This window comes from Amycolatopsis sp. Hca4 (assembly GCF_013364075.1).
In the GTDB taxonomy this organism is placed as follows: domain Bacteria; phylum Actinomycetota; class Actinomycetes; order Mycobacteriales; family Pseudonocardiaceae; genus Amycolatopsis.
In genome coordinates, this window is record NZ_CP054925.1 from 3,309,618 (window position 1) to 3,332,755 (window position 23,138).

Below are 23,138 nucleotides of genomic sequence, written 5' to 3' on the forward strand. Positions count from 1 at the left end.
CTGCTGCGTCCGAGTTTACGGAAGCCTGAGCCGGTCGCGCTCAACACGGGCCGCCCGCGGCGGGTAAAGGGCGCGCAAACCTTTTCCCATGAATTGTTCTTGACCTGATTTTCCGGCTTGAACGGGGAACCGAAAACCGGTTTGCTCCCTCTGATCGACGCATCTTTCCCCGACTGACGAGGTCGCCGTGAACAATTTTGACCCGGCTTCGGCCGGTATGCCCGAAATCGCCAGGCGCGCGGCCGAGGCGAAGGCGCGGTTGCAGCGTGTCTCGGCGACCGCCACGAGTGCCGACGGAGCCGTCACGGTCACCGTCAACACCGCCGGTGCGCTGCAGGAACTCAGCTTCGGCCCCCGGGCGGACGAGCTGCCGCGGACCCGCCTCGCCCAAGCCGTCCTGGCCACCGCCAAGCGGGCCCAGCTCGACGCGGCGCAGCAGCTGACCGGGATCATGGCCCCGGTGATCGGCGAGGGAAGCGAAGCGATGGAATTCCTGAAGGAACAGATTCCCGCACCCGAAACACCGGCCGAAGAACCGCGCCGGAAACCGCCGTCCGACGAAGACTTCGGCGGCCCGATCCTGCGCCGGGAGCGGTGATGGCGATGAAGGTCGACTTCGACGTCCTCGGCGGCCACGAGGACGAGATCCGCGAGATCGCCGCGAAGGTCCAGGAGGCGCTGGACGCCGCGGGCACCGCGCAGGCCATCGACTTCGACGCCTTCGGGCTGGTCGGGCAGGTCTTCGCGCTGCCCATCCAGGCGTGGCTGACCACGGCCGACGGCTTCCTCGCCGCGGCGGTCGAGGCCGGTCACGAGGTCGCGGACCGGGTGAAGTCCGCGCACACGGCGTTCCGCGAACACGAGCAGAAGACGAAGTGCCTGCTCGAAGGCATCGGCAAGGAGCTGCCCGCATGACGGAGAACTCGCTGGTCGCCACGGCGGAGTCGCCGGGCGGCTTCTGGAGCGGCACGGGTGACGGCTCGAAGGGCGAGCTGGACAACCTCAACGCGCAGACCGGCGGCGCGGGCATCTTCAACGACGCCGCGGCCACGCTCACCGACGCGCGCAACGGCGACTGGGGCAACCTCGCGATGGACGTCGGCACCGACGCCCTCGACCTGCTCGGCGCGGCGATGGACCCGCTCGGGACACTGGCGAGCGCGGGCGTCGGCTGGCTGATCGAGCACATCAGCTTCCTCAAGGACGGCCTCGACAAGCTCGCCGGCAAGCCCGAAGCGATCACCGCCAAGGCCGTGACCTGGACGAACATCGCCAAGCAGCTCACCGAGACGGCCGAGAGCTACGAACAGAAGGCGAAGGAGGTCCAGCAGTCCTTCAGCGACTGCGGGTCCGCCGAGGCGTACCAGCGGACGGCGGAGAGCTACGTCGGCGTTCTGCGTGGAGCGGCTTCGCACGCCGAAGGGGCGTCGACGGCGATGAACGTCGGGGCGGCCCTGGTCGGCACCGAGCGCGGGCTGATCCGGGACATGATCTCCTCGTTCGTAGGCGAGCTGATCGTCAAGGCACTCGCCGCCCTGGCGGCCTCGTGGTGCACCTTCGGCGGGACGATCGCGGCGTTCATCGCGGACACGGTGATCGAAGGCGGCGTGCTGGCGGAGAAGATCAGCACGCGCATCGCGAAGATCGTCGAGAAGCTGGAGGGCCTGGCGAAGGGCGCGGGCAAGTCGAAGGCGGCCCTCGAAGGAGCGGCGAACGCGCTGAAGAAGGCGGGCAAGGCGGCCGACCGGATCGTGGACCGCAGCGTCGAGACGGCGGCGGGCATCGAGCGCAAGGCGAACGAGCTGAAGCAGGCCGGCCGCGAGGCGAAGTCCGCCGAGGAGACGGCGAAGGGCTGGAGCGACGCCGCCAAGGAACACGTCCCGGGCCGCGAGAAGCTCGAAGGGCCGGGCAAGTACTCCGAGGAGGGCCGCAGCGTGCTGAACCAGCACAAGCTCCTCGACCCGGACGAGAAGGTGCGCTGGAACACCGCCGACACCATCGGCGTGGTGACCGAGGGCCGCCGCCAGGAGAACGAGCAGCCCGACCGCTACCACGAGGCCCGGGAGGCCTACGAGAAGGAGCACCCCGAGTGAACGACCGGCCCGAGGTGGAGCTGGCCAACCGCAACGGCCGGCTCCACCCCGCCCAGCGCGGCAGGCTCCTCGACCTGAACTTCTGGGCCGCGGCGGCCCTCGTCGCCGCCGGTCTGGTGGTGACGGTGGGCCTCGCCCTCGTGGCGGAGACCGCAGGCGAAGTGCTGGGCACCGTGCTCCCGCTCCTGGCGATCACCGGCTGGTTCGCGTTCGTCTGCTGGCGCCGGCTCGCCGACGCCTTCGGCGGCCGGCTGGTCGCGGTCACCGGCTGGACGCACGACTTCGACAGCGCCCGCCTCACCGACGAGTACCCGATCGGCCTGCACCGCAGCCCGGAGGGCTTCAAGAGCCTCGAATCGTTCAGCCTGCGCGCCGGCGGCCGGACCTACCCGCTGGAGCGGAAGCTGCGCGAGCGGATCCGGCCGGAGCGGGTCAACACCGTGCTGATCGCGCCGCGGTCCAAGCTGCTGGTCAACGTCCTGCCGGCGTGACCCGCGGCTCGATCACCAGGTCGCCGCGGGTGACCGCGCGGAGGTGGTCGCCGCCGAGCAGGTCGTGCGGGTAGCCGAGCTCGATCGCGCTCGCCTCGTCGAGGCGGGCCAGCTGCTCCGGCGTGAAGTCCACGTCGAGGGCGCCCAGGTTGCCCTCCAGCTGGGCGAGCGTGCGGGCGCCCACGACCGGCGCGGTCACGCCCGGGTTCCGCAGCGTCCAGGCCAGCGCGACCTGGGCGGGGGTGTACCCCGCCTCCGCCGCGACCGCGGCGACCATGTCGGCGACGGCGAGCGTGCGGTCGGTGACCATGCCCAGCCCCGCGTTGAAGCTGCGGCGGGTGCTCTCCCCGGACCCGGCGCCGCGGTACTTGCCCGACAGCACGCCGCCGCCCAGCGGCGAGTACGGCGTCACGCCGAGGCCGAGCTCCCGCGCCATCGGGATCAGGTCGCGTTCGGCGTCCCGCCGGATCAGGCTGTACTCGACCTGCAGCGCGATCAGCGGCGACCAGCCCCGCAGGTCGGCGATCGCCTGCATCCGCGAGACCTCCCAGGCCGGGACGTTCGACATCCCCAGGTACCGGACCTTGCCCTGGCGGACCAGGTCGTCGAGGCCGCGCAGGATCTCCTCGACCGGTGTCGTGAAGTCCCAGACGTGCAGGAAGAGCACGTCGAGGTAGTCCGTGCCCAGCTGCCGGAGGCTGGCCTCCACGGACGCGAACAGGCTCTTGCGGTGCGGGCCGCCGGAGTTGGGGTCGCCGGGACGGCGCAGCGTCGTGTACTTGGTCGCCAGCACCAGGCTTTCGCGGCGCCCGCGGGCGAACTCGCCCAGCAGCCGCTCGGAGCTGCCGTCGGTGTAGGTCGGGGCCGTGTCGAGGAAGTTGCCGCCGCGCTCGACGTAGGTGTCGAACAGCTTGCGTGCCTCGGCCGCCTCCGCGCCCCAGCCCCACTCGGTGCCGAAGGTCGCCGTGCCCAGCGCCAGCGGCGAAACCCGCAGCCCGGACCGGCCCAGCAGCCGGTAGGTGTCGAGGGTGCGTGCCATCGGGTCCTCCTGTGTCGGTGATCGTCTCCGACCACCTTCGGCCCGCGGCGGCCCGGCGGTAAGGGAGGGACCTTCCTGGGAACAGCCGTCCCACCCTGCCGGTTGGACCCGGGTATGAGCACCGCCACCGTGGAGCTGGCCGCGTTCCTGCGGACCCGGCGGGAACGCCTGGACCCGCGCGACTTCGGCCTGCCGGTGCGCCGGTCGCGGCGGACGCCGGGACTGCGCCGCGAAGAGGTCGCCGAGCTGGCCGGCGTCAGCGTCGACTACGTCGTGCGCCTGGAGCAGGCACGCGGGTTGCGCCCTTCGGCGGCCGTCGTGGAGGCGTTGTCGAGTGCACTGCGCCTGACCGGGGAAGAACGCGCCTACTTCTTCGACCTGGCCCGGCAGCGTCCCCGCGGCACCGGCGAGCCGGCCACGACCGCGGAGCCGTCGCTCGCGCGGCTGGTCGAAGACCTCTCACCGCTCCCGGCCATGCTGCTGAACCACCGCTTCGACATCCTGGCCTGGAACGCGGGCATGGCGCGGCTGCTGCTGGACTTCGCCACGCTGCCGTCGGCACAGCGGAACGCGATGTGGCTGTGCCTGCTGCACCCGGAGATCCGCGAGTACTACGTCGACCGCGAACGCGTGGTGCGGGAAGGGATCGCCCACCTGCGCGCCGCCTGGGCCGCGCACCCGGACGACCCGGTGCTGACCGCGCTCATCGCCGAATGCACCGGTGGCAACGAGGAGTTCGCGCGGTGGTGGGCCGAACGGGACGTGCGGGGCACCGGCCGGGGCAGCAAGGTGCTGCGCCACCCCGGCGCCGGCGTGATCGCCGTGGACTTCGAGGTCCTCGTGCCGCTGCGGGAGTCCGGCCAGCGGCTGCTGATCGGCCGTCCCGCGGACGAGGCGAGCCGGGCCGCGCTCAGGAGTTGCGCGGGAAGCCCAGGTTGACCCCGGCGTGCGAGCGGTCCGGCCAGCGGGACGTGACCACCTTCGTCCGGGTGAAGAAGTGGAACCCTTCCGGCCCGTAGGCGTGGCTGTCGCCGAACAGGGAGTCCTTCCAGCCGCCGAAGGAGTAGTACCCGACCGGGACCGGGATCGGCACGTTGACGCCGACCATGCCGACCTCGACCTCGTTCTGGAAGCGCCGCGCGGCCGCGCCGTCACCGGTGAAGATCGCCGTGCCGTTGCCGTACGGGTTGGCGTTGATCAGCTCCAGTGCCTCGTCGTAGGACGCCGTGCGGGCCACCGACAGCACCGGGCCGAAGATCTCGTCGGTGTAGATCGACATGTCGGTGCGGACGTGGTCGAACAGCGTCGGGCCCAGCCAGAAGCCGTCGCCGGGCACCTCGATCCCGCGGCCGTCGACGACCAGTGAGGCACCGGCCGCCACCCCGGCGTCCACATAGGACTCGACCCGTGCGTGGTGCGCCGCCGTCACCAGCGGCCCCATCTCCGACTCCGGGTCGCGGCCGTCGCCGACGCGCAGCGCCGCCATCCGCTCGGTGATCTTGCGCACGAGGTCGTCGCCGATCGGGTCGACGGCGACCACCACCGACACCGCCATGCACCGCTCCCCCGCCGAGCCGAACCCGGCCGACACCGCCGCGTCGGCGGCCAGGTCGAGGTCGGCGTCCGGCAGCACCACCATGTGGTTCTTCGCCCCGCCGAGCGCCTGGACGCGCTTGCCGTGCCGGGTGCCGGTCTCGTAGACGTACCGCGCGATCGGCGTCGACCCGACGAACGAGATCGCCTTGACGTCGCCGTGCGTCAGCAGCCCGTCCACGGCCGCCTTGTCGCCGTGCAGCACGTTCAGGGCGCCCGCGGGCAGCCCGGCCTCGGCGAACAGCTCCGCGATGAACACCGCCGCCGACGGGTCCTTCTCGCTCGGCTTGAGCACGACGGTGTTCCCGCAGGCCAGCGCATTGGGGACGAACCACAGCGGCACCATGGCCGGGAAGTTGAACGGCGAGATCACGCCGACCACGCCCAGCGGCTGGGCGATCGAGTAGACGTCGACGCCGGTGGAGGCGTTCTCGCTGAACCCGCCCTTGAGCAGCTGGGCGGCGCCGCAGGCGAACTCGACGTTCTCGATCGCGCGGGCGATCTCCCCGGCCGCGTCGGACTCGACCTTGCCGTGCTCGCTCGTGATGATCTTCGCCAGCTCGTGCTTGCGGGCGGACAGCAGCTCGCGGAAGGCGAACAGGACGCGGGTCCGGCCGGCCAGCGACGTCCCGCGCCAGCCCGGCAGCGCCGCCTTGGCCGCGGCGACGGCGGCTTCGACCTCGGCGTCCCCGGCGAAGTCGACGTGCGCCCTGACCTCTCCGGTGGCCGGGTCGAAGACCTCGCCGGAGCGCGCGGCGGTCCCGCCGAACGGCTTGCCGTCGATCCAGTGGCTGATGCGGTCGGTCACGGCGGACACTCCTCGCACTCGGCAACATCCCGTCCCGAGTCTCCGTGCGGGCGCCGCGCCAGGCCATCGGCAACGTGTACGGACTCGCCGCCGCGGCCGTACAGTCTGTCCCTGCCGATCATTCGAGGAGCCATGTACCCGACCGTCGCCGAGGTCCTCGCGCTGCCGGTGCTGCGCCAGGGCCGCCCGCACGTCGTCGCCGGCGCCGCCGGGCTGGACGCGCCGGTGCGCTGGGCGCACGTCGCCGAGGTCGCCGACATCGCGCACCTGCTGCGCGGCGGCGAACTGGTGCTGACCACCGGTGTCGCGCTGCCCGACGACGGCCCGGCGCTGGCCCGCTACGTCGCCGACCTGGCCGGGGTCGGCGCGGCCGGGGTGGTGGTCGAGCTGGTCCGGCACTGGAGCGACAAGCTGCCCGCCGCGCTGGTCGACGCGGCCGACGAGCACGGGCTCCCCCTGGTGACGCTCTCGCGTGAGACGCGGTTCGTGAGCGTCACCGAGGCGGTGAACGGCCAGATCGTCGACGCCCAGGTCGCCGAGCTGCGCGCCGCCGAGCGCGTGCACGAGACGTTCACCGCCCTGACGGTCGCGGGCGCCGAGCCCGGCGTCGTCCTGGGCGAGGTCGCCCGGCTGACCGAGCAGCCGGTGGTGCTCGAGACGCTGTCGCACGAAGTCCTCGCCTACGACGCGGCCGGCACCGACCCGGCCGAGCTGCTCACCGGCTGGCCGTCCCGGTCGCGGGTGGTCCAGGTCGGCGAGCGGACCGGCTACCACCCCGGGTCGGGCTGGCTGGTGACCGTGGTCGGCGCCCGCGGGCACGACTGGGGACGGCTGATCCTGGTGTGCGCCGACCAGCCGCCGCACCGCCACCGGGTGGTCGCCGAGCGGGCCGCGTCCGCGCTGGCCGTGCACCGGCTGGTCGCCAAGGACTCCGACGGCCTCGAACGCCAGGCCCACCGCGCGGTGCTCGCCGAGCTGCTGGCGTCCCCGGCCCCGACGGCCGAGCTGCTGGCGCGGGCGTCGGCGCTGGCCGTGCCGCTGCCCGGACGGCAGCTGGTCGGGCTGGCGGTCCGGCCGCGGCTGACCGCGACGGCGCGGCCCGCGTTGTCGACGCCGCCGGTGCTGCGCGAGCTGGCCGAGGCGACGGTGCTGGCCGCCCGCCGCGCGAAGGTGTCGGCACTGGTGGCGACGGACGACCTCGGCGTGCGGGCCCTGATCGCGCTGTCCCCGGAGGCGAACGCCGACGCCGTGCTGCACCGGCTCGCCACCGACGTCCACGAAGCCCGCGGCAGCGCGCCGGGCGTGCTCGCGGTCGGGACGACGGTGACGTCCCCGGCCGAAGCCCGCCGCACGCTGCAGGAGGCGAGCCAGGTCGCGGCGGCCGCGCTCGGGGCGGGCGACGAGCGCGTCCTGCACCGGCTGTCCGACGTCCGCCTGCGCGGCCTGCTGCACCTGCTCTCCGGCGACGAGCGCGTGACGGCCTTCGCGACGCGCGAGCTCGGCCCGCTGCTCCAGCGCGACGCAGCGACGGGCAGCCGGCTGGTGCAGGCGTTGCGCCACTACTGCGAGCAGGGCGGCAACAAGTCGGCGGCGGCCGCGGCGGCCCACACCTCCCGGACGGCCTATTACCAGCAGCTCGCCCGGATCGAACAGGTCCTCGGCGTCCGGCTGGAAGATCCGGAGTCGATGTTGTCGCTGTACGTGGCCCTGCTGGCTGCGGACCTCACCCGGCCGAGCGAGGAAGACTCACTCGGACGTGCAGCACAGTGATCGACTCCGGACGGCCGATGGAACCGATATGGCCCTACTCCCCTTCGCAGCATGCTTGATGAGCATCGGCTGCCTGGCGCCGGCGCCGCCCGCGGCCTCGACGCTGCAGCTGAGCACCCACGACACCGCCGGCCGGATCGGCTCGGTGGTGCTGACGTGCGACCCGGCGGGCGGCACGCACCCCAAGCGCGACAAGGCGTGCGAGGTGCTGGCGGGCGCGGGCGGTGACTTCTCCCGGATCAACGCGCGCCACCAGGCATGCACGCTGATCTACGCCCCGGTCGAGGCCACGGCGATCGGCACGTGGCACGGGAAGCCGGTGTCGTACCGCACGACGTACGCGAACCGGTGCGAAGCCGACCGCGATTCGGACGGCGTCTTCGCGTTCTGACCCGGTTTTCTTGACGCAGCACTGCGACAGCAGAACGGCATCACCCGATGGGGCACGGCCTGCTCACGGGCAGGCTGTGCCCCATGCCACCACCGATCGCCACGCCCCGGGCCCGCGCGCTGGGTTTCGGGATGAAGAGAGCCAGGCAGGCGCGCAATCTGAAGGTCCGCGAGCTGGGCCGGTTGGTCGATGTGCTGCCGCAGAACATTTCCAATTGGGAGAGCGGTAAGCGAGTACCGAAGATCGACGAGCTCGCCACCATCCTGGGCGCACTCAGGGTGGAGCCCGCCGAACGCGCGCGGCTGATCAATCTCGCCCGCACCGCCACCGATCCCAACTGGCTCGACCAGCACGCGGTGGACGGACCGGAGCGGCTGGCGACCTACCTCGAATACGAGCGGGCCGCGGCGAGCATGGCCTGCTGGGCACCGGCTGTGGTGCCCGGCATGCTCCAGACGCCTGCCTACATCAGGGCGATCTTCGCCACCATGAAGCACCCCACTGCGCATATCGAGCGCCATGTCATGGTCAGGCTGGCCCGTCGCGACCTTCTGACCGGCCGGAATCCCCTGTCGTGCCGGATCCTGCTCAGCGAGGCGGTGCTGCACCAGAACATCGGCGGCCCGGCGGTCATGGCCGAGCAGCTCACCTACCTGCGCTCGCGGATGCGGCTGCCGAGCGTGTCGGTGCGCATCGTGCGGAACGGCATCGGTTACCACCCCGGCCATTTCGGGCCGTTCATCGTCTTCGACTACACGGACCTGCCCTCCCTCGTCTACCTGGAGCACCATCGGGGCAGCGGGTATGTTTACGACGAGGACGATGTGGCTGGTTACCGCGCGGCCATCGACACCCTCTCCTCCCTGGCGTTGAGCGAACTCGATTCCGAACGGCTCATCCAGGGGGTGATCACCGGACTGGAGGCCTGAAATGCCCGGAGCCGCCTGGCGGAAGTCTTCCTACAGTGGCAGCGAGGAATGCGTCGAAGTGCGAGTCGCGGGGCTGTCGCAGATCCGCGACACGAAAGACCGCGAGGGCGGCACACTCTCCGTCACCACCCGATCGTGGGAAGCCCTGCTGGCCGGCGTGCACGCGCGGAAGCCGCCGGGCCGCCCCCACGACGGCCCGGTGGCTCCCGCGTAACTCTTATCCACGCGCTACCCGGCGGTCCGGTTCACCGGCAGCCGGCGACTGGGCCGAACCGCACGTCGCGAGCCGCCGAACGGCTGAGGTTCCAGGCCGGCCAGCCGTCCGGGGTGTCGTCGCGCAGGACCCGCCTGAGCACGCACGTGCGCAGCGGTTCCGGCAGGCGGGCCGAGACCACCGGGACCACGTCGGCGGAAAAGCCGGCCAGGTAGCGGTCGTCCAGGGGCTTGCCGGCGGCGGCGCGGTCGAGGTTGGCGTCGGCGATGAGGCGTTCCGGGTCGAGGACGGCCAGCGCGAGCAGCGCCGCCGCGGCCGTCCCGATCGCCGCGCGGGGCAGCCAGGCCGGGCGCAGCCGGACCAGCGCGGCCAGCACCAGGACGAACACCGCGCCGAACCACAGTTCGCAGACCTCGACGAGCAGGCGCAGCACGGTGAAGCCGTACGCCTGCTGGTACGTCCACATGCGACTCAACGCCGAGCCGACGAGCACCAGGGTGAGCGCGCTGAGCGTGCCGAGCAGGAGGCGCTGCCGGAGCCGGTCGGCCTTCGTCGCGTCCGGCGCCCACCGCAGCGCCGCGGCGACGATGGCCAGCGTCAGGACGGTCACCGCACACAGCTGCCAGAAGCCGCCGCGGGCGTACTCCGCGGACGTCAGGTTGCCGGTGCGCAGGACGTACTCGGTGCCGCCGAACAGCACGACCAGCCGCACCCCGACGAAAACCCCGAACACCACGAGGAGGACGACCAACGGAACCGTCCACTCCAGACCGTACTTCGTCCGGTGTGGACGATCGGTCGACGCCTGCGGCGCCGGCGCGGCCAGGAAGTAGCAGGCGCCGGCCACGACCAGCGTGACGACGGCGAAGACCGAGCACCACCGCACGAGCGTGGCGATGCTGAGCTCGGGAACGACGGCGCTGACGACGGCGGCGAAGGCGGCATCGGCACTGGCCAGCAGCGGGACGAAGACCCCGACGAGCCCGGCGGCGGCGAGCACGGCGAGCGCGATCCGCCGGGCGACCCCGTCGCGCCGCGAGGCGAACCGCCCGGCCCCGCGCCCGACCCACGGAACGGCCCGGACGGCTTCGATCGGGACGGCGAGCATGTCGTAGAGGACGGAGTGCACGGTCCGTTCCCCGACAACGGCCAGCGACCCGGCGACCACGGCGGCCAGCACGCAGAGGACGAACAGCCACCCCGACGCCCGAACGGTCCCGACGGCGAGCAACGCGAGAGCGAGCGCGGCCCACCCGCCATTGCGCCAGGTGAGAGCCCCGGCCGAACCACCACGAGACCGCCGATCGGCAACGACGACCGCCCCGGCGACGGCCAGCCCGCAGAGCAGCCACCCGACCCCGGGCCGGTCGACGGGCAGCAGGAGAGCACCGGCAACCCCGGCCAGCCCGGCGGCGGGCAGAACCGCCGGAGGCAGCGGGACAACGACCGATTTCGGCGGCGGTATCGGCCGCAGCAGAAACGGCGGCGCGGCAACGGCAACACCACCACCCGCGGCCGGAGTCCCGAAGGCACTACCGGCCCCCGGCCCACCTCCGGCCGCCGCAGCCCCACCGGCCCCCGAACCCGCCTCCCGCGCCGCCCGCTTCCCCCGCGGCACCCCCGGCTCCCCGCCACCCCCGCCAAAACTGCTCTTCGGCATCTCCGCCCCTTCCCATTCGCAAATCCCACGGCCCGCCACCCCCGCAGACCACCGACGACACAGCTCTCAAGCCGGGAGGCTCACCCGGATCCGGCTCCCCGTCCCCGCCGATGGGTCGACCACCCCGATCGTCCCCCCGTGCAGTTCCACCGCCCACCGCGCGATCGCCAGCCCCAGCCCGGTCCCCCCGCCGGACGGCCGCTCCCCCCGCGTGAACCGCTCGAACACCCGCTCCCGGTCCGCCGGCGCGATCCCCGGCCCCTCGTCGCACACGTCGATGCGCACCTCCCTCGGCCGCACCTGGGCCACCACCCGGACCTGCCCACCCGCCGGGCCGTGGCGGGCCGCGTTCTCGAGCAGGTTCGCCACCACCTGGAACAGCCGCCCCCGATCCGCCGTCACCACCGCTCCTTCGGGCGACACGGACACCTCGAACGTCACCCCGCGGCCCGCGAACGCCGCCTCCCCCACCACCTCGGACAGCAGCGACCACAGCGAAAACGACGTCTTGTGCAGCGAAGAGGCCCCCGCGTCCAGCCGCGAGAGGTCCAGCAGTTCCTCCACCAGCGAAGCCAGGCGCTCGGTCTGCTGCAACGCCGTCTTCAGCGTCGCCGGATCGGGGTCCTCGACGCCGTCGACGAGGTTCTCCAGCACGCCGTTCAACGCCGTGATCGGCGTGCGCAGCTCGTGGGAGACGTTCGCGATCAGCTCCCGGCGCTGGCGGTCGGCGTTCCCGAGGTCGCCCGCCATCTGGTTGAACGCCTGGGCCAGCACCCCGACCTCGTCCCGTGTGGTGGCCCGGATCCGCCGCGTGTAGTCGCCCTTCGCCATCGCACGGGCCGCCGCCGTCATCTCGCGCAGCGGCCGCGTCATCCCGTGCGCGAGTACCTGCGACAGCACCAGCGCCAAGACCATCGCGGTGACCGTCGTCTTCGGCGGCAGCCAGCCGATCTGCCAGTTGAAGAACGCGAACGCCACCCCACCGGAGGCGACCATCAGGATCGCCAGCTTCAGCTTGATCGACCGGATCCGGTCCAGCGGCCGCGGGACGAGGTTCACGAGCCGGCCTCCAGCGCGTAGCCGACGCCGTGCACGGTCCGGATCAGGTCCGCGCCGAGCTTGCGTCGCAGCGCCTTGATGTGGCTGTCCACCGCCCGGGTGCCCGACGCCGTGCCGTGGACGTCCCAGTCCCACACCTCCGACAGCAGCCGTTCGCGCGGCTGCACCACCCGCGGCCGCCGCGCGAAGTGCACCAGCAGGTCGAACTCGATCGGCGTCAGCTGCGCCGCGACCCCCGCCCGCGCGACCCGCCGCTGGTCGACGTCGATCTCGAGGTCACCCAGCACGATCCGGGCCCCCGAAGCTCCGGCCGACGACCGCTCGACCCGCCGCAGCAGCGCGTGCACCCGCGCGGTCAGCACCCGCATCGAGAACGGCTTCGTGAGGTAGTCGTCGGCGCCGACGCCCAGCCCGACCAGCATGTCCGTCTCGTCGGCCCGCGCGGTCAGCATGAGCACCGGGACCGGACGGCGGCCCTGGATCCGGCGGCAGACCTCCAGGCCGTCGAACCCCGGCAGCATCACGTCCAGCACCACCAGGTCCGGCTCCCCGGACGCCTCGGCCGCGACCGCCGCCGGTCCGTCGTGGACGACGTCCACCCCGAAGCCCTCGGCCCGCAGCCGGGCCGCGATCGACGCGGCGATCGTGACGTCGTCCTCGACGACCAGCACCCGCCGCCCACCCAGTTCCATGACCACGACCCTAAGCACCCCCGGTGGAGACGGTTCGCGTGAAGTGTGAAGATCCTGTGGAGACGTTTCACCCTCTTTGCCGGTTCATGACGGCCGGATGTGTGACTCACGTCATGCACTCCGGCACCCCTTCGCGCAATCGACAGACTGCACTCCTGATCAGCGAAGAGTGAACAGACTGCCGTTGCCCCGGCCCTGACCCGGCGCGCAGGATTCCGCAATGGCGCCGACACCCGCAGACCAGCGCGTGCACGACGACGGCCGGGTCGAGCTCGACCCCGCCGACGTCCGGTCTCTCGAAGGCAGCCGGTTCTTCAACGAGGAACTGGCCCCCGTCCCCGTCGAAAAACGGACCTGGACCACTTACAACTACTTCGCGCTCTGGATGGGGATGGCCCACAACATCCCCAGTTACGCCCTGGCCGCGTCGCTCATCGCGCTCGGCATGAACTGGGTGCAGGCGCTCATCACGATCACCATCGGCAACCTCGTCGTGCTGGTCCCGATGCTGCTCAACAGCCACGCCGGCACGAAGTACGGCATCCCGTTCCCGGTGTTCGCCCGCGCGTTCTACGGCCTGCGCGGCGCCAACCTGGCCGCGCTGCTGCGCGCGTTCATCGCGTGCGGCTGGTTCGGCATCCAGACGTGGGTCGGCGGCGAGGCCATCTACGTCATCCTCGGCCGGCTGCTCGGCTCCTGGTGGCGGGACTCGCCGGTGGTCGCCGGCCAGCACTGGACACTGTGGCTGTCCTTCGTGGTCTTCTGGATCGGCCAGCTGCTGATCATCTGGCGCGGCATGGAGGCGGTCCGCCGGTTCGAGAACTGGACCGCGCCGCTGGTGTCCGTCGGCTTCCTGATCATGCTCGGGTACGTGCTGGTCAAGGCGGGCGGGCTCGGGCCGATCCTGTCCGACGGCGGCAAGCTCGGCTGGGGCCCGGACTTCTGGAAGGTGTTCGCGCCGTCCCTGATGGCGATGATCGCGTTCTGGTCGACGCTGTCGCTGAACATGCCCGACTTCACCCGCTTCGGCGGCAGCCAGCGCAAGCAGGTCCGCGGTCAGATCCTCGGCCTGCCGACGACCATGACGTTCATCGCGATCGTGGCCATCCTGACCACGTCGGGCGGGCACGTGCTCTACGGCGAGGACATCTGGGACCCGGCGCAGCTGGCCGACAAGTTCTCGAGCCCGGTCGTGGTCGTCGTCGCGCTGGTCGCGCTGGTGCTGGCCACGATCTCGGCGAACCTCGCGGCCAACGTCGTGAGCCCGTCCTACGATTTCTCGAACGCGTTCCCGAAGCGGATCACGTTCGCCGTCGGCGGCGGGATCACCGGTGTCATCGGCATCCTCATCCAGCCGTGGCGGCTGTACTCCGACCCGAACATCTACATCTTCGCCTGGCTCGGCTTCTACGGCGGCCTGCTCGGCGCGGTCGCCGGGGTGCTCGTCGCCGGGTACTGGGTCACCGCACGCACGAAGCTGCGGCTGAAGGACCTGTACACACCCGATGGGGTGTATTGGTTCAGCGGCGGCTGGAACTGGCGCGCGCTGGTCGCCACGCTGGTGGGAGCCGTGCTCGCGGTCGGCGGCGCTTATGGCGGGCCGTTCCCCGACAGCGGTCTGATCCCGTTCCTCAAGCCCCTTTACGACTACAACTGGGTGGTCGGCTTCGTCGGCGCGTTCGTCGTCTTCGCCGCCCTCTCGGTATCCGCGAACAAGGAGGAAGCAAGTGAGCGTCGTCCGAGCCGGATTGATCCAGCAGCGGTGGACGGGTGACAAGGAGTCCATGATCAAGGCGGCGGTCGACCACATCGCCACCGCCGCCTCGCAGGGCGCCCAGGTCGTCTGCCTCCAGGAACTGTTCTACGGGCCGTACTTCTGCCAGGTGCAGGACACCGACTACTACTCCTACACCGAAGGCATCCCGGACGGCCCGACGACCAAGCTCATGCAGGAGGTGGCCGAGCGCCACGGCGTGGTGCTGGTCGTGCCGATGTACGAGGTCGAGCAGCCGGGCGTGTACTACAACACCGCCGCGGTGATCGACGCCGACGGCACCTACCTCGGCAAGCACCGCAAGAACCACATCCCGCAGGTCAAGGGCTTCTGGGAGAAGTTCTACTTCCGGCCCGGGAACCTGGGCTACCCGGTGTTCGACACCGCGGTGGGCCGCATCGGCGTCTACATCTGCTACGAGCGGCACTTCCCGGAGGGCTGGCGCGCGCTGGGCCTGGCCGGGGCGAAGATCGTGTTCAACCCGTCGGCGACCAGCCGCGGGCTGTCGCAGTACCTGTGGCGGCTGGAGCAGCCGGCGGCCGCGGTGGCCAACGAGTACTTCGTCGGCGCCATCAACCGCGTCGGCAAGGAACCGCTGGGCGACAACGACTTCTACGGCCAGACGTACTTCGCCGACCCGCGCGGGCAGCTGATCGGCGACGCCGCGTCCGACACCGAGGACGAGGTCGTGGTGCGCGACCTCGACATGGCGCAGCTCGACGAGGTCCGTGACCTGTGGGCGTTCTACCGCGACCGCCGGCCGGACACCTACGGCCCCCTCACGGAGGCCTGATGACCACGCTCATCACCGGGGGCCAGGTCGTCTCGCCGTCGGGCGCTTTTGCCGCGGACGTGCTGGTGGACGGCGAGACCATCGCCGCCGTCGGCGCGCCCGGCGCGCTGACCGGCGACGAGACGATCGACGCCACCGGGAAGTACGTGCTGCCCGGCGGCATCGACGCCCACACCCACATGGAGATGCCGTTCGGCGGCACCCATTCGGTGGACACGTTCTCGACCGGGACGACCGCGGCGGCGTGGGGCGGCACGACCACGATCATCGACTTCGCCGTGCAGGCCAAGGGCACGTCCTTGTTGTCCACATTGGACAAGTGGCACGCCAAGGCCGACGGCAACTGCGCGATCGACTACGGCTTCCACATGATCGTCTCCGACGTCAACGACCAGTCGTTGAAGGAGATGGAAGCCTGCGTCGACGCCGGCGTCGGCAGCTTCAAGATGTTCATGGCGTACCCGGGGGTGTTCTACTCCACGGACGGGGAAATCCTGCTCGCGATGCAGAAAGCCCGCGAAATCGGCGCTACGATCATGATGCACGCGGAAAACGGCATCGCGATCGACCAGCTGGCGGCGCAGGCCGTGGCGGCCGGGAACATCGACCCGGTGCAGCACGGGCTGACGCGGCCACCGGAACTGGAGGGAGAAGCGACATCGCGGGCGATCCAGCTCGCCAAGGTGACCGGCTCACCGTTGTACATCGTGCACCTGTCGGCGTCGCAAGCGCTGGCGGCGGTGGCGGAGGCGCGTAACGACGGCCAGAACGTCTTCGCGGAGACGTGCCCGCAGTACCTGTACCTGTCCATTGAGGACCTGGCGAAGCCGGACTTCGAGGGCGCGAAGTACGTCGCTTCGCCGCCGTTGCGGGAGAAGTCGCACCAGGCGGACCTGTGGCGGGGGCTGCGCACGAACGACCTGTCCGTGGTGTCCACCGACCACTGCCCGTTCTGCTTCAAGGACCAGAAAGAGCTGGGGCGCGGTGACTTCCGGGCCATCCCGAACGGGATGCCGGGGGTCGAGCACCGGATGGACCTGCTGCACCAGGGCGTCGTCGCGGGCGAGCTGACGCTGGGGCGCTGGGTCGAGACGTGCTCGGCGACGCCGGCGCGCATGTTCGGGCTGTACCCGAAGAAGGGAGTCATCGCGGCAGGTTCGGATGCGGACATCGTGATCTACGACCCCTCGGCGAAGCAGACGCTGTCGGCTTCGACGCACCACATGAATGTCGACTACTCGGCGTACGAGGGGCTCGAGATCACGGGCCGGGTGCACACGGTGCTGTCGCGTGGGCGCGTCGTCGTGTCGCCTTCCGGCTTCTCGGGGTCGACCTCGCACGGCAAGTTCCTGTCCCGCTCGCTGAACCAGTACCTGAACTGAGCAAAAGACACAGTGTGGCGAAGCCACTCCGTTGAGGGTGGTGGAGGGGAGGAAGGCGGATGGACTTCGGGATCGTGCTGCAGACGGATCCGCCCGCGCGGGACGTCGTGCGGCTGATGAAGGACGCCGAGGCCGCCGGGTTCCGCTACGGCTGGACGTTCGACTCCTGCGTGCTGTGGCAGGAACCGTTCGTCATCTACTCGGCGATCCTCGCGGCGACGTCGTCGCTCGTCGTCGGGCCGATGGTGACCAGCCCCGGCACCCGGGACTGGTCGGTGATGGCGTCGACGTTCGCCACGCTCAACGACATGTACGGCAACCGGACGGTCTGCGGCATCGGCCGCGGCGACTCCGCGCACCGGGTGGTCGGCAAACCACCGTCCACTTTGGCCACCGTGCGCGACTGCATGCGCGTGGTCAAGGACCTCGCCGAAGGCCGCGCGGTGACCATGAACGAGAAGACCGTGCAGATCCCGTGGATCTCCAACGGCCAGCTCGAGATGTGGATGGCCGGGTACGGGCCGAAGGCGCTGCAGACGGTCGGCGAGCACGCCGACGGCTTCATCCTCCAGTGCGCGGACCCGGCGATCGCCCGCTGGACGATCGGCGCGGTCCGCGACGCGGCCCGAGCGGCCGGCCGCGACCCGGGCGGCATCACGATCTGCGTCGCAGCCCCGGCGTACGTCGGCGACGACCTGCCGCACCAGCGTGAACAGCTGCGCTGGTTCGGCGGAATGGTCGGCAACCACGTCGCGGACCTGGTCGCCCAGTACGGCTCGTCGGGCGCGGTCCCGCGGGAGCTGACGGACTACATCCGCGAGCGGGAGGGCTACGACTACAGCCACCACGGCAAGGCGGGCAACCCGTCGACGGAGTTCGTCCCGGACGAGATCGTCGACCGCTTCTGCCTCCTGGGGCCGGCTTCCGCCCACGTATCGCGGTTGCAGGAGCTGGCGGAGCTGGGTGTGGACCAGTTTTCGCTGTACCTGATGCACGACGACCGCGAGGCCACGCTGGCGTCCTACGGGTCGCAGATCATCCCGAAGCTCACCGCGTAGGAGGCCTCGCTCACCCCGGATCCGGTGGTTCGCGCCACCAGATCCGGGGTACGACGATCGGTCGCACGTCCCCTCCGGAAACACGGCGTCACGACGTTGCCTCGAGAGCTCTGGTTCCGCGAGTAAGGTGTCGCGCAGGGAGGAGCGCACCAGGTGACCGCAATCTTCGTGAATTTCCGCAACGGTGACGACAACTACGCTGCCGGATTGCTCTACCTCGAACTTGCAGCGCACCTCGGCGAATCCCGGGTTTTCCGGTCGACGGACTCACTGCGGGCAGGACAGGAATGGGAGCGGCAGATCCTCGGCACCCTCAGCCGCAGCGACGTGGTTCTGGTCGTGATCGGGCGCAGCTGGCTCGATGCGCGTGACGAGAGGGGAAGACGACGCCTCTGGCTGCGCCACGACTGGGTTCGCCGGGAGATCGCGCTGGCCCTGCGGGACGGGAAGGAAGTAATTCCCGTTCTGCTCGACGGCCGTGACCGGCTCAAGGCCGCGGAACTGCCTCCGAGCATACGTGATTTGGCCCGACGCCAGAGCGTCCGGCTCGACCACCGCCGGCTCAGAGCGGATCTTGCCGGACTCGTACACCACATCGGGTCACGGCCGGACTTCGCCGATCAGGGGCCCACACCTCCCCCCTCGTCGCCCGGGTGCACACCACGGGCTCCATCCACCGCAAAGAACTGATGGCAAAGCTCGACGACACCCTGCTGACGGGCCCGCACGCGGTGGCCGTGCTTCACGGCGGGCCGGGAACCGGTAAGACCCACCTGGCCAGGGAACACGCAGCCCTTCGGCGGGCGCACCACCACACGAGCCGGTGGATTGCCGCCGCACACCCTTCACTGATCACCGAACAGTTGCGTGAATTCGCCCGATCCACACTCGGCGATCCGACCACGAGCGTCGAGGAGCTCTTCGAAACCCTCAACGCCCGAGGCCCTTGGCTCCTCGTTCTCGACGGAGCGGACGATCCTGCCATCGTCTCGCCGATCCTCGCGGCTCGCCCGGGCCGGGTCCTGATCACGTCTCGGGACAGCGCGTGGACGCCTCCGGCTGCCGTCCTTCGCGTTTCGGGCTTCACCAGAGCGCAGTCGAAATCCTTGCTGGGCGAACGGATCGACGCCCGGCCGGACGAACTCGACGAACTCGCCCGCGCCTTGGGCGATCTTCCGCTCGCCGTGGCTCAGGCCACGGCTTTCCTGCGCGGGTCCACACTGCAGGTCGAGCACTACCGGGCTCTGCTCACCACGCGCGCTTCCGAAATCCTCGACCTCGGCATCGCAAACGGCTACCCGGGATCCCTCGCTGCAGTGTGGTCGGTATCCCTGGACGCGCTCCGGCGAGACCACCCGGCCGCCGGGCAGCTGGCCCGGATGTGCGCCTTCTTTGCCACCGCTCCGGTGCCGACTCGGTCATTCGAGAAGGCTGCTCCTCAGCTCGCCGAACCTCTGCGATCTATGGCCGCGGATCCCCTCGAACTCGAGTCTGCCGTGCGAGCCATCGCCAAGTCCGGTCTCGTCGAAGTTCGCCCGGGCGGCCTTCTACCCCACGCACTGTTCCAGGCGTTTCTCCGCGACACGACGACCGCCGAAGAAGCCTCGGTGGCCCAGCAGACCGCTCGTCTCGTGATCACGTCGGACCATCCCGGAGATCCCCGCTCGGCGGAGTCCTGGGAACGCTACTCGGCACTCCTGCCACACATGGTTGCCCTCGAGTTCGATCGTGCCAGCGCGCCCGAGAGTTGCCGGCTGCTCCTGGACGCTTCGCACTACCTTGTCGTGCTGGGGGACGCACAGACGGCCCGTGATCTCATTTCCCGCGCACGAGAGCGCTGGACGGACACGTTCGGCGCGGGGCACGAGATCGTGGTCTCCGCGACAAGTCACCTGGCCCGGGCGCACTTCGAACTCGGCCGGTACGAACAGGCCCTGGAACTGGACGAAGAGGTTTTGGCCTTCCGCGCCGAAACGTTGGGGCCGAACCACGAACTGACGCTGGCAGCAGCTCACGACGTCGCAGCCGACTCGTGGGTCCTCTCCCGCAGCAGCGATACGGAGACCCACGAAGACGTCCTGCGTCGCCGTCGGGAGACGCTGGGCGCCGACCACCCCGACACACTGCGTTCGGCGCACAACCTGGCCGTCCAGTGGCGAGCGACGGGAGCGATCGACCGGGCGCTCGACCTCGACCGGGACACCCACCGCCGGTTTCGGCGCGTGCTGGGCGACAGTCATCCGGACACCATGCGCTCAGCCCGTGCGCTGGCCGTCGACCTCCACCGGGCGGGTGAACACCATGCGGCTCGCCGGCTTGACGAGGAGACCCTGCCGCGGCTGAAGAGCGTGTTCGGCGACGACCACATCGAAACCCTCAGGTGCGCCAACAGCCTTGTTCAGATCCTTCGTGCCCTCGGCGAGTTCACCGAGGCAGAGCGGCTCGCCCAGGACGTCCACGTACGCCTGCAGCGCCTGGAAGTCAGCCGTCGTCGCGGATGAGCGTGGCTTCGCCGTCGCCGGGGAACTCGGGATCCGGAATCCACCGTTCGCCGTCGGAAACCTGCACCGCCCCGGTTTCGGTCATCCGCCGATCCCCCGGGGCGCCGGGCTGCTCATCGTTCTTCTTTCCCATCGTCCTCTCCTGGTCCGAGCACTGATCTCACCAAGCCGGCGAAGGCACGGGAATGCCAGTATGAAGAATGAGTCCACACGCCCCACCGCTCCAGATGCGGCACCATCGCGTCTCGCGGTCGCCGACCGTCGTGCAGCACGTAGCGGGTGGCCGCGACGAATGCGAGCGGGTCCAGAGGTTCCCAAGCGTTGGTCCAAGCACCGAGCGACGGCGGCAGCACCGCCGGAGCGTGGCCCTCGTGCGGCGCCAGCTGCCCGCCTCGGGGGTCGACCAGGTGGAACAGCGGCCATTGACTGCCGAACGTGACTAGGTCACGGATCCAGAGCGGATCGTCGTCCGTGGCCAGATCCATCGCGATGACGCCGCCCAGGCTGTGTGCGAGCACCCGGACCGGGGTCCGTTCGGTACCGACACCAGCGGCCCGGATCTCGTTGCGCACCCGCTGCTGGATCGTTTCGCGGTGGCGTTGGTAGACCAGTACGTCACCGACGAACCGCGCCGCTCCAGGAACCAGCCGGCTGCGCAGCGACTCGTTGACCCCGCCGAGGACAGCCGTACGAGTGGCGCCGACCATCCGATCGCAGCGGGTCAGCCAGCGACGGAAGATCGCGGGGTTGAATTCGCGCAGCCCGGCTTCGTCCGAGAAGTCCAAGAGGATCTCGGCAAGCGTCGCGCCGACTTCGGCCAGCACGACCGGATCGGATATCTCCGGCAAGGCAAGGGCTTCCGGCCAGAACGCCTCGATCTGCGCGACGACCGCCCGCACTGTGCCGGGGTCGGCCGCATCACCCAGCCGGGCCTGCATTCCCTCGACGACCTGGTCGATCGCCCGCTCGGCCAGGGCACCACCCCGAGTCCCGTCCGCGGGCGGAGTTTCGCCGCGGAAGCCGGCGCGGTCGCGGAACGTCGGGATGACGGATTGCACGTCGGCTTCCACGGCGCCGAGGTCACCCCAGTACACGGGCTTCATCGGCAGACCGGTCGCCTCGGCCAGACCGGCGACGAGGTGACCGAACGCCGTCTCCCGTCCCCGGTTCCCTGCACCGTGCAGGACGAAGACAGCCTCGATCACAACGTGTCCACCACTTCCACGGCGGCGGCGGGGTTGCCGTAGATCGTGTACGAGAGCCAGGTCGGATCGGAGCCGTCCGCAATGACTGCGGTCCGTGCCGTCATGGACGCTTCTCCCAACGACTGCTTACCGGCGAGCAAGGCTTCGTAGAAGGCTTCCGCGAACTTCATCGCCGACTCCGACCGCACGGCCCATGACGAACCGACGAAAGCAGCGGCGCCGGACCGCATGAACCGCGTCGCCCAGCCACTCGTGCCGGTCAGCGTCGCCACTTCACCGGCGCTGCGGCACGCGTTGACGAAAACGATCGGGCCGACATCTTCGAAGGTCCTCCGCTGCACCGCCAGATCGAGATCGGACGGCCGGAACGGGCCGCCGTCCAGCTGGATCGCCGAGCCGGTGTCGGCCCGGAAGGTGTTGTGACACGCGAAATGCAACAGGTCGAACCCACCTTCGTCGATGAGGTCGCCGAGACGACGGCAGTCGGCTATCACGCCGCGGTCGGCCACCACCGGACCGATCTTCCCGCGGATCGCAGCCACCTCGTCCTCGGCTTCAGGAGGTGACTTTGGCGGGATGACGAACCCCGCGTTGGACAACCGCAGCTGCCGTGGGTGGTGGTCCTGCCCGGACACCCTCCGGACCACCGGAAAGCGCTCGACCAGGAACTTGCCCGAGTCGGCCTCAGCGGAGTAGAAGAGCTCCCACGGGCTGGTGTCCAGTTCGCTGATGACCGAGAAAGACCTGATGGCCGGCAATTGAGCCCAGAACTGCTTCTGGATCATCGGCGGTACCACGTCGTTCCACAGCCCTGCGCCGAGGTGGACCAGCCGCCGTTTGACCAGGACCGGATCGTCGAAGACAGGCCGGTTGCCCACGAGGTTCCGGATCTCGGCGGCCACTTGGTCGACCACCACCGCCACATCGGGACCGCGCCGAGGCGAATACACCCGCTCATAGGGTGTCTGGCAGACCAGGCGGAAGGCGTAGCCGCCGGCGCAGGCCGACACCTCCATGGTCACTTCCCCTGGTTCGCGCACGATCTGCCGCAACTCCGCGGTGCGGATTCCCGGGTGTCGGCTCGGAGCCCCCTCCGCCACCGAGACCTCCGCCCGGAACTCTCCGAGGCAGGTTCCGGCCAGGAAAGCTCGCACGGTGACACGGTGCAACCCCGGGGCGATGAGGGTGAAGGCGAATCTCAGCTGGTCGGAGTCGGCCGCCACGGGGACCACGAGGTCCTGATCCAGGTCCCCGAGGCCGACCAGGCCCGGCCCCGCGGAAACGCTGATGTTCAGCGTCGCTGGTCCGTCGAGCACGAACGGCTTGAGCGGCGCCGAGCGCTCGTCACCTGGAAACCGCACGACCTGCACCATGAGCGGAATCTTCGCGCCGAGTGACGCTTGGTCGGGGAAGTCGACAGCCAGGTGGCGCTGAGCGACCGTCTCCGTAGACGCCACAGACCGGTAACCTCCGCGGCGCAGTTCTCGCTGGCGCCGAATCCACGCCCGCACTTCTGCGTGACCGGTCAGAATCCGGCGAAGCTCGGCCTTCGCCGGACCAAGCGGCAGAGCCAGCGCCAGTGTGAGTTCCCGGCCGACCCTCTCCGCCGCGTCCACGCCCAGCAGGGAGCTGAGGTGCGGGGCGACCACGGCCGCCCAATCGCGCCACTCGTCCTCTTCCACTCGA

General features: G+C 70.4%; 22 protein-coding genes. 15 read left to right on the forward strand and 7 right to left on the reverse strand.

Annotated elements, in window-relative coordinates:
• Window positions 1–187: 187 nt before the first annotated feature.
• The 4 genes from HUT10_RS14605 to HUT10_RS14620 are packed head-to-tail and all read left to right on the forward strand — an operon-like array spanning window position 188 to window position 2,584.
• The gene (locus HUT10_RS14605; protein ID WP_254896872.1) at window positions 188–598 is read left to right on the forward strand and encodes a YbaB/EbfC family nucleoid-associated protein; all 411 of its coding nucleotides are present in this window, start codon (window positions 188–190) and stop codon (window positions 596–598) included.
• The gene (locus HUT10_RS14610; RefSeq protein ID WP_176171709.1) at window positions 598–915 is read left to right on the forward strand and encodes a type VII secretion target; all 318 of its coding nucleotides are present in this window, start codon (window positions 598–600) and stop codon (window positions 913–915) included. The genes HUT10_RS14605 and HUT10_RS14610 overlap by 1 nt, the downstream gene beginning before the upstream one ends.
• Window positions 912–2,093 carry a hypothetical protein gene (locus HUT10_RS14615; RefSeq protein WP_176171710.1) on the forward strand — a complete coding sequence of 394 codons (1,182 nt, stop codon included), beginning with the start codon at window positions 912–914 and terminating at the stop codon, window positions 2,091–2,093. The genes HUT10_RS14610 and HUT10_RS14615 overlap by 4 nt, the downstream gene beginning before the upstream one ends.
• On the forward strand, window positions 2,090–2,584 hold the full coding sequence (locus HUT10_RS14620) for a hypothetical protein (RefSeq protein WP_176171711.1): 495 nt from the start codon (window positions 2,090–2,092) through the stop codon (window positions 2,582–2,584). The genes HUT10_RS14615 and HUT10_RS14620 overlap by 4 nt, the downstream gene beginning before the upstream one ends.
• Here the strand turns inward: HUT10_RS14620 and HUT10_RS14625 are convergent.
• On the reverse strand, window positions 2,565–3,623 hold the full coding sequence (locus HUT10_RS14625) for an aldo/keto reductase (RefSeq protein WP_176171712.1): 1,059 nt from the start codon (window positions 3,621–3,623) through the stop codon (window positions 2,565–2,567). The genes HUT10_RS14620 and HUT10_RS14625 overlap by 20 nt on opposite strands.
• A gap of 114 nt (window positions 3,624–3,737) precedes the next feature.
• Here HUT10_RS14625 and HUT10_RS14630 point away from each other — a divergent pair, with 114 nt between their 5' ends.
• Entirely contained in the window at window positions 3,738–4,562 is an 825-nt protein-coding gene (locus tag HUT10_RS14630; protein WP_176171713.1) for a helix-turn-helix transcriptional regulator, read from the forward strand.
• Here HUT10_RS14630 and HUT10_RS14635 read toward each other — a convergent pair.
• The gene (locus HUT10_RS14635; RefSeq protein ID WP_176171714.1) at window positions 4,534–6,024 is read right to left on the reverse strand and encodes a CoA-acylating methylmalonate-semialdehyde dehydrogenase; all 1,491 of its coding nucleotides are present in this window, start codon (window positions 6,022–6,024) and stop codon (window positions 4,534–4,536) included. The genes HUT10_RS14630 and HUT10_RS14635 overlap by 29 nt on opposite strands.
• 132 nt (window positions 6,025–6,156) lie before the next feature.
• On the opposite strand from HUT10_RS14635, the gene HUT10_RS14640 reads away from it, so the two are divergent.
• The 4 genes from HUT10_RS14640 to HUT10_RS14655 all read left to right on the forward strand — a co-directional run bounded on the left by HUT10_RS14640 (window position 6,157) and on the right by HUT10_RS14655 (window position 9,328).
• Window positions 6,157–7,794 (forward strand): PucR family transcriptional regulator, encoded by a 1,638-nt coding sequence (locus HUT10_RS14640; RefSeq protein ID WP_176171715.1) that lies wholly within the window; start codon window positions 6,157–6,159, stop codon window positions 7,792–7,794.
• A 58-nt stretch (window positions 7,795–7,852) separates the two neighbouring features.
• Window positions 7,853–8,185 (forward strand): SSI family serine proteinase inhibitor, encoded by a 333-nt coding sequence (locus HUT10_RS14645; RefSeq protein ID WP_176171716.1) that lies wholly within the window; start codon window positions 7,853–7,855, stop codon window positions 8,183–8,185.
• Window positions 8,186–8,268: 83 nt separating this feature from the next.
• Entirely contained in the window at window positions 8,269–9,114 is an 846-nt protein-coding gene (locus tag HUT10_RS14650; RefSeq protein ID WP_176171717.1) for a helix-turn-helix transcriptional regulator, read from the forward strand.
• A gap of 1 nt (window position 9,115) precedes the next feature.
• A complete protein-coding gene (locus HUT10_RS14655; protein WP_176171718.1) occupies window positions 9,116–9,328 on the forward strand; it encodes a DUF397 domain-containing protein in 213 nt (70 codons plus the stop codon).
• 31 nt (window positions 9,329–9,359) lie between these two features.
• Here HUT10_RS14655 and HUT10_RS14660 read toward each other — a convergent pair whose 3' ends face one another.
• The 3 genes from HUT10_RS14660 to HUT10_RS14670 all read right to left on the reverse strand — a co-directional run bounded on the left by HUT10_RS14660 (window position 9,360) and on the right by HUT10_RS14670 (window position 12,739).
• Window positions 9,360–10,946 (reverse strand): DUF4153 domain-containing protein, encoded by a 1,587-nt coding sequence (locus HUT10_RS14660; RefSeq protein WP_254896873.1) that lies wholly within the window; start codon window positions 10,944–10,946, stop codon window positions 9,360–9,362.
• 108 nt (window positions 10,947–11,054) lie between these two features.
• A complete protein-coding gene (locus tag HUT10_RS14665; protein ID WP_176171720.1) occupies window positions 11,055–12,047 on the reverse strand; it encodes an ATP-binding protein in 993 nt (330 codons plus the stop codon).
• Window positions 12,044–12,739, reverse strand: coding sequence for a response regulator transcription factor (locus HUT10_RS14670; protein WP_176171721.1), 696 nt, complete (start codon window positions 12,737–12,739; stop codon window positions 12,044–12,046). Before HUT10_RS14670 ends, HUT10_RS14665 begins: the two co-directional genes overlap by 4 nt.
• 220 nt (window positions 12,740–12,959) lie before the next feature.
• Between HUT10_RS14670 and HUT10_RS14675 the strand changes: the two genes are divergently transcribed.
• The 6 genes from HUT10_RS14675 to fxsT all read left to right on the forward strand — a co-directional run bounded on the left by HUT10_RS14675 (window position 12,960) and on the right by fxsT (window position 20,247).
• Window positions 12,960–14,513: an NCS1 family nucleobase:cation symporter-1 gene (locus tag HUT10_RS14675; protein WP_176171722.1), complete on the forward strand. Its 1,554-nt coding sequence runs from the start codon at window positions 12,960–12,962 to the stop codon at window positions 14,511–14,513.
• Between the two features lie 10 nt (window positions 14,514–14,523).
• On the forward strand, window positions 14,524–15,306 hold the full coding sequence (locus tag HUT10_RS14680; RefSeq protein WP_249027179.1) for a nitrilase-related carbon-nitrogen hydrolase: 783 nt from the start codon (window positions 14,524–14,526) through the stop codon (window positions 15,304–15,306).
• Complete coding sequence (hydA, locus tag HUT10_RS14685; RefSeq protein WP_176171723.1) at window positions 15,306–16,688, forward strand: dihydropyrimidinase; 1,383 nt, start codon at window positions 15,306–15,308, stop codon at window positions 16,686–16,688. The genes HUT10_RS14680 and hydA overlap by 1 nt, the downstream gene beginning before the upstream one ends.
• A gap of 59 nt (window positions 16,689–16,747) precedes the next feature.
• The gene (locus HUT10_RS14690; RefSeq protein ID WP_176171724.1) at window positions 16,748–17,746 is read left to right on the forward strand and encodes a TIGR03842 family LLM class F420-dependent oxidoreductase; all 999 of its coding nucleotides are present in this window, start codon (window positions 16,748–16,750) and stop codon (window positions 17,744–17,746) included.
• 153 nt (window positions 17,747–17,899) lie between these two features.
• Window positions 17,900–18,436, forward strand: coding sequence for a toll/interleukin-1 receptor domain-containing protein (locus HUT10_RS14695; RefSeq protein ID WP_176171725.1), 537 nt, complete (start codon window positions 17,900–17,902; stop codon window positions 18,434–18,436).
• Window positions 18,436–20,247, forward strand: coding sequence for an FxSxx-COOH system tetratricopeptide repeat protein (gene fxsT / locus HUT10_RS14700; RefSeq protein WP_176171726.1), 1,812 nt, complete (start codon window positions 18,436–18,438; stop codon window positions 20,245–20,247). Before HUT10_RS14695 ends, fxsT begins: the two co-directional genes overlap by 1 nt.
• Window positions 20,248–20,360: 113 nt before the next feature.
• Here fxsT and HUT10_RS14705 read toward each other — a convergent pair whose 3' ends face one another.
• Both HUT10_RS14705 and HUT10_RS14710 read right to left on the reverse strand, forming a co-directional pair.
• Window positions 20,361–21,452 carry a hypothetical protein gene (locus HUT10_RS14705; RefSeq protein ID WP_176171727.1) on the reverse strand — a complete coding sequence of 364 codons (1,092 nt, stop codon included), beginning with the start codon at window positions 21,450–21,452 and terminating at the stop codon, window positions 20,361–20,363.
• Window positions 21,449–23,134, reverse strand: coding sequence for a CHAT domain-containing protein (locus HUT10_RS14710; protein WP_176171728.1), 1,686 nt, complete (start codon window positions 23,132–23,134; stop codon window positions 21,449–21,451). Before HUT10_RS14710 ends, HUT10_RS14705 begins: the two co-directional genes overlap by 4 nt.
• Window positions 23,135–23,138: the final 4 nt, after the last annotated feature.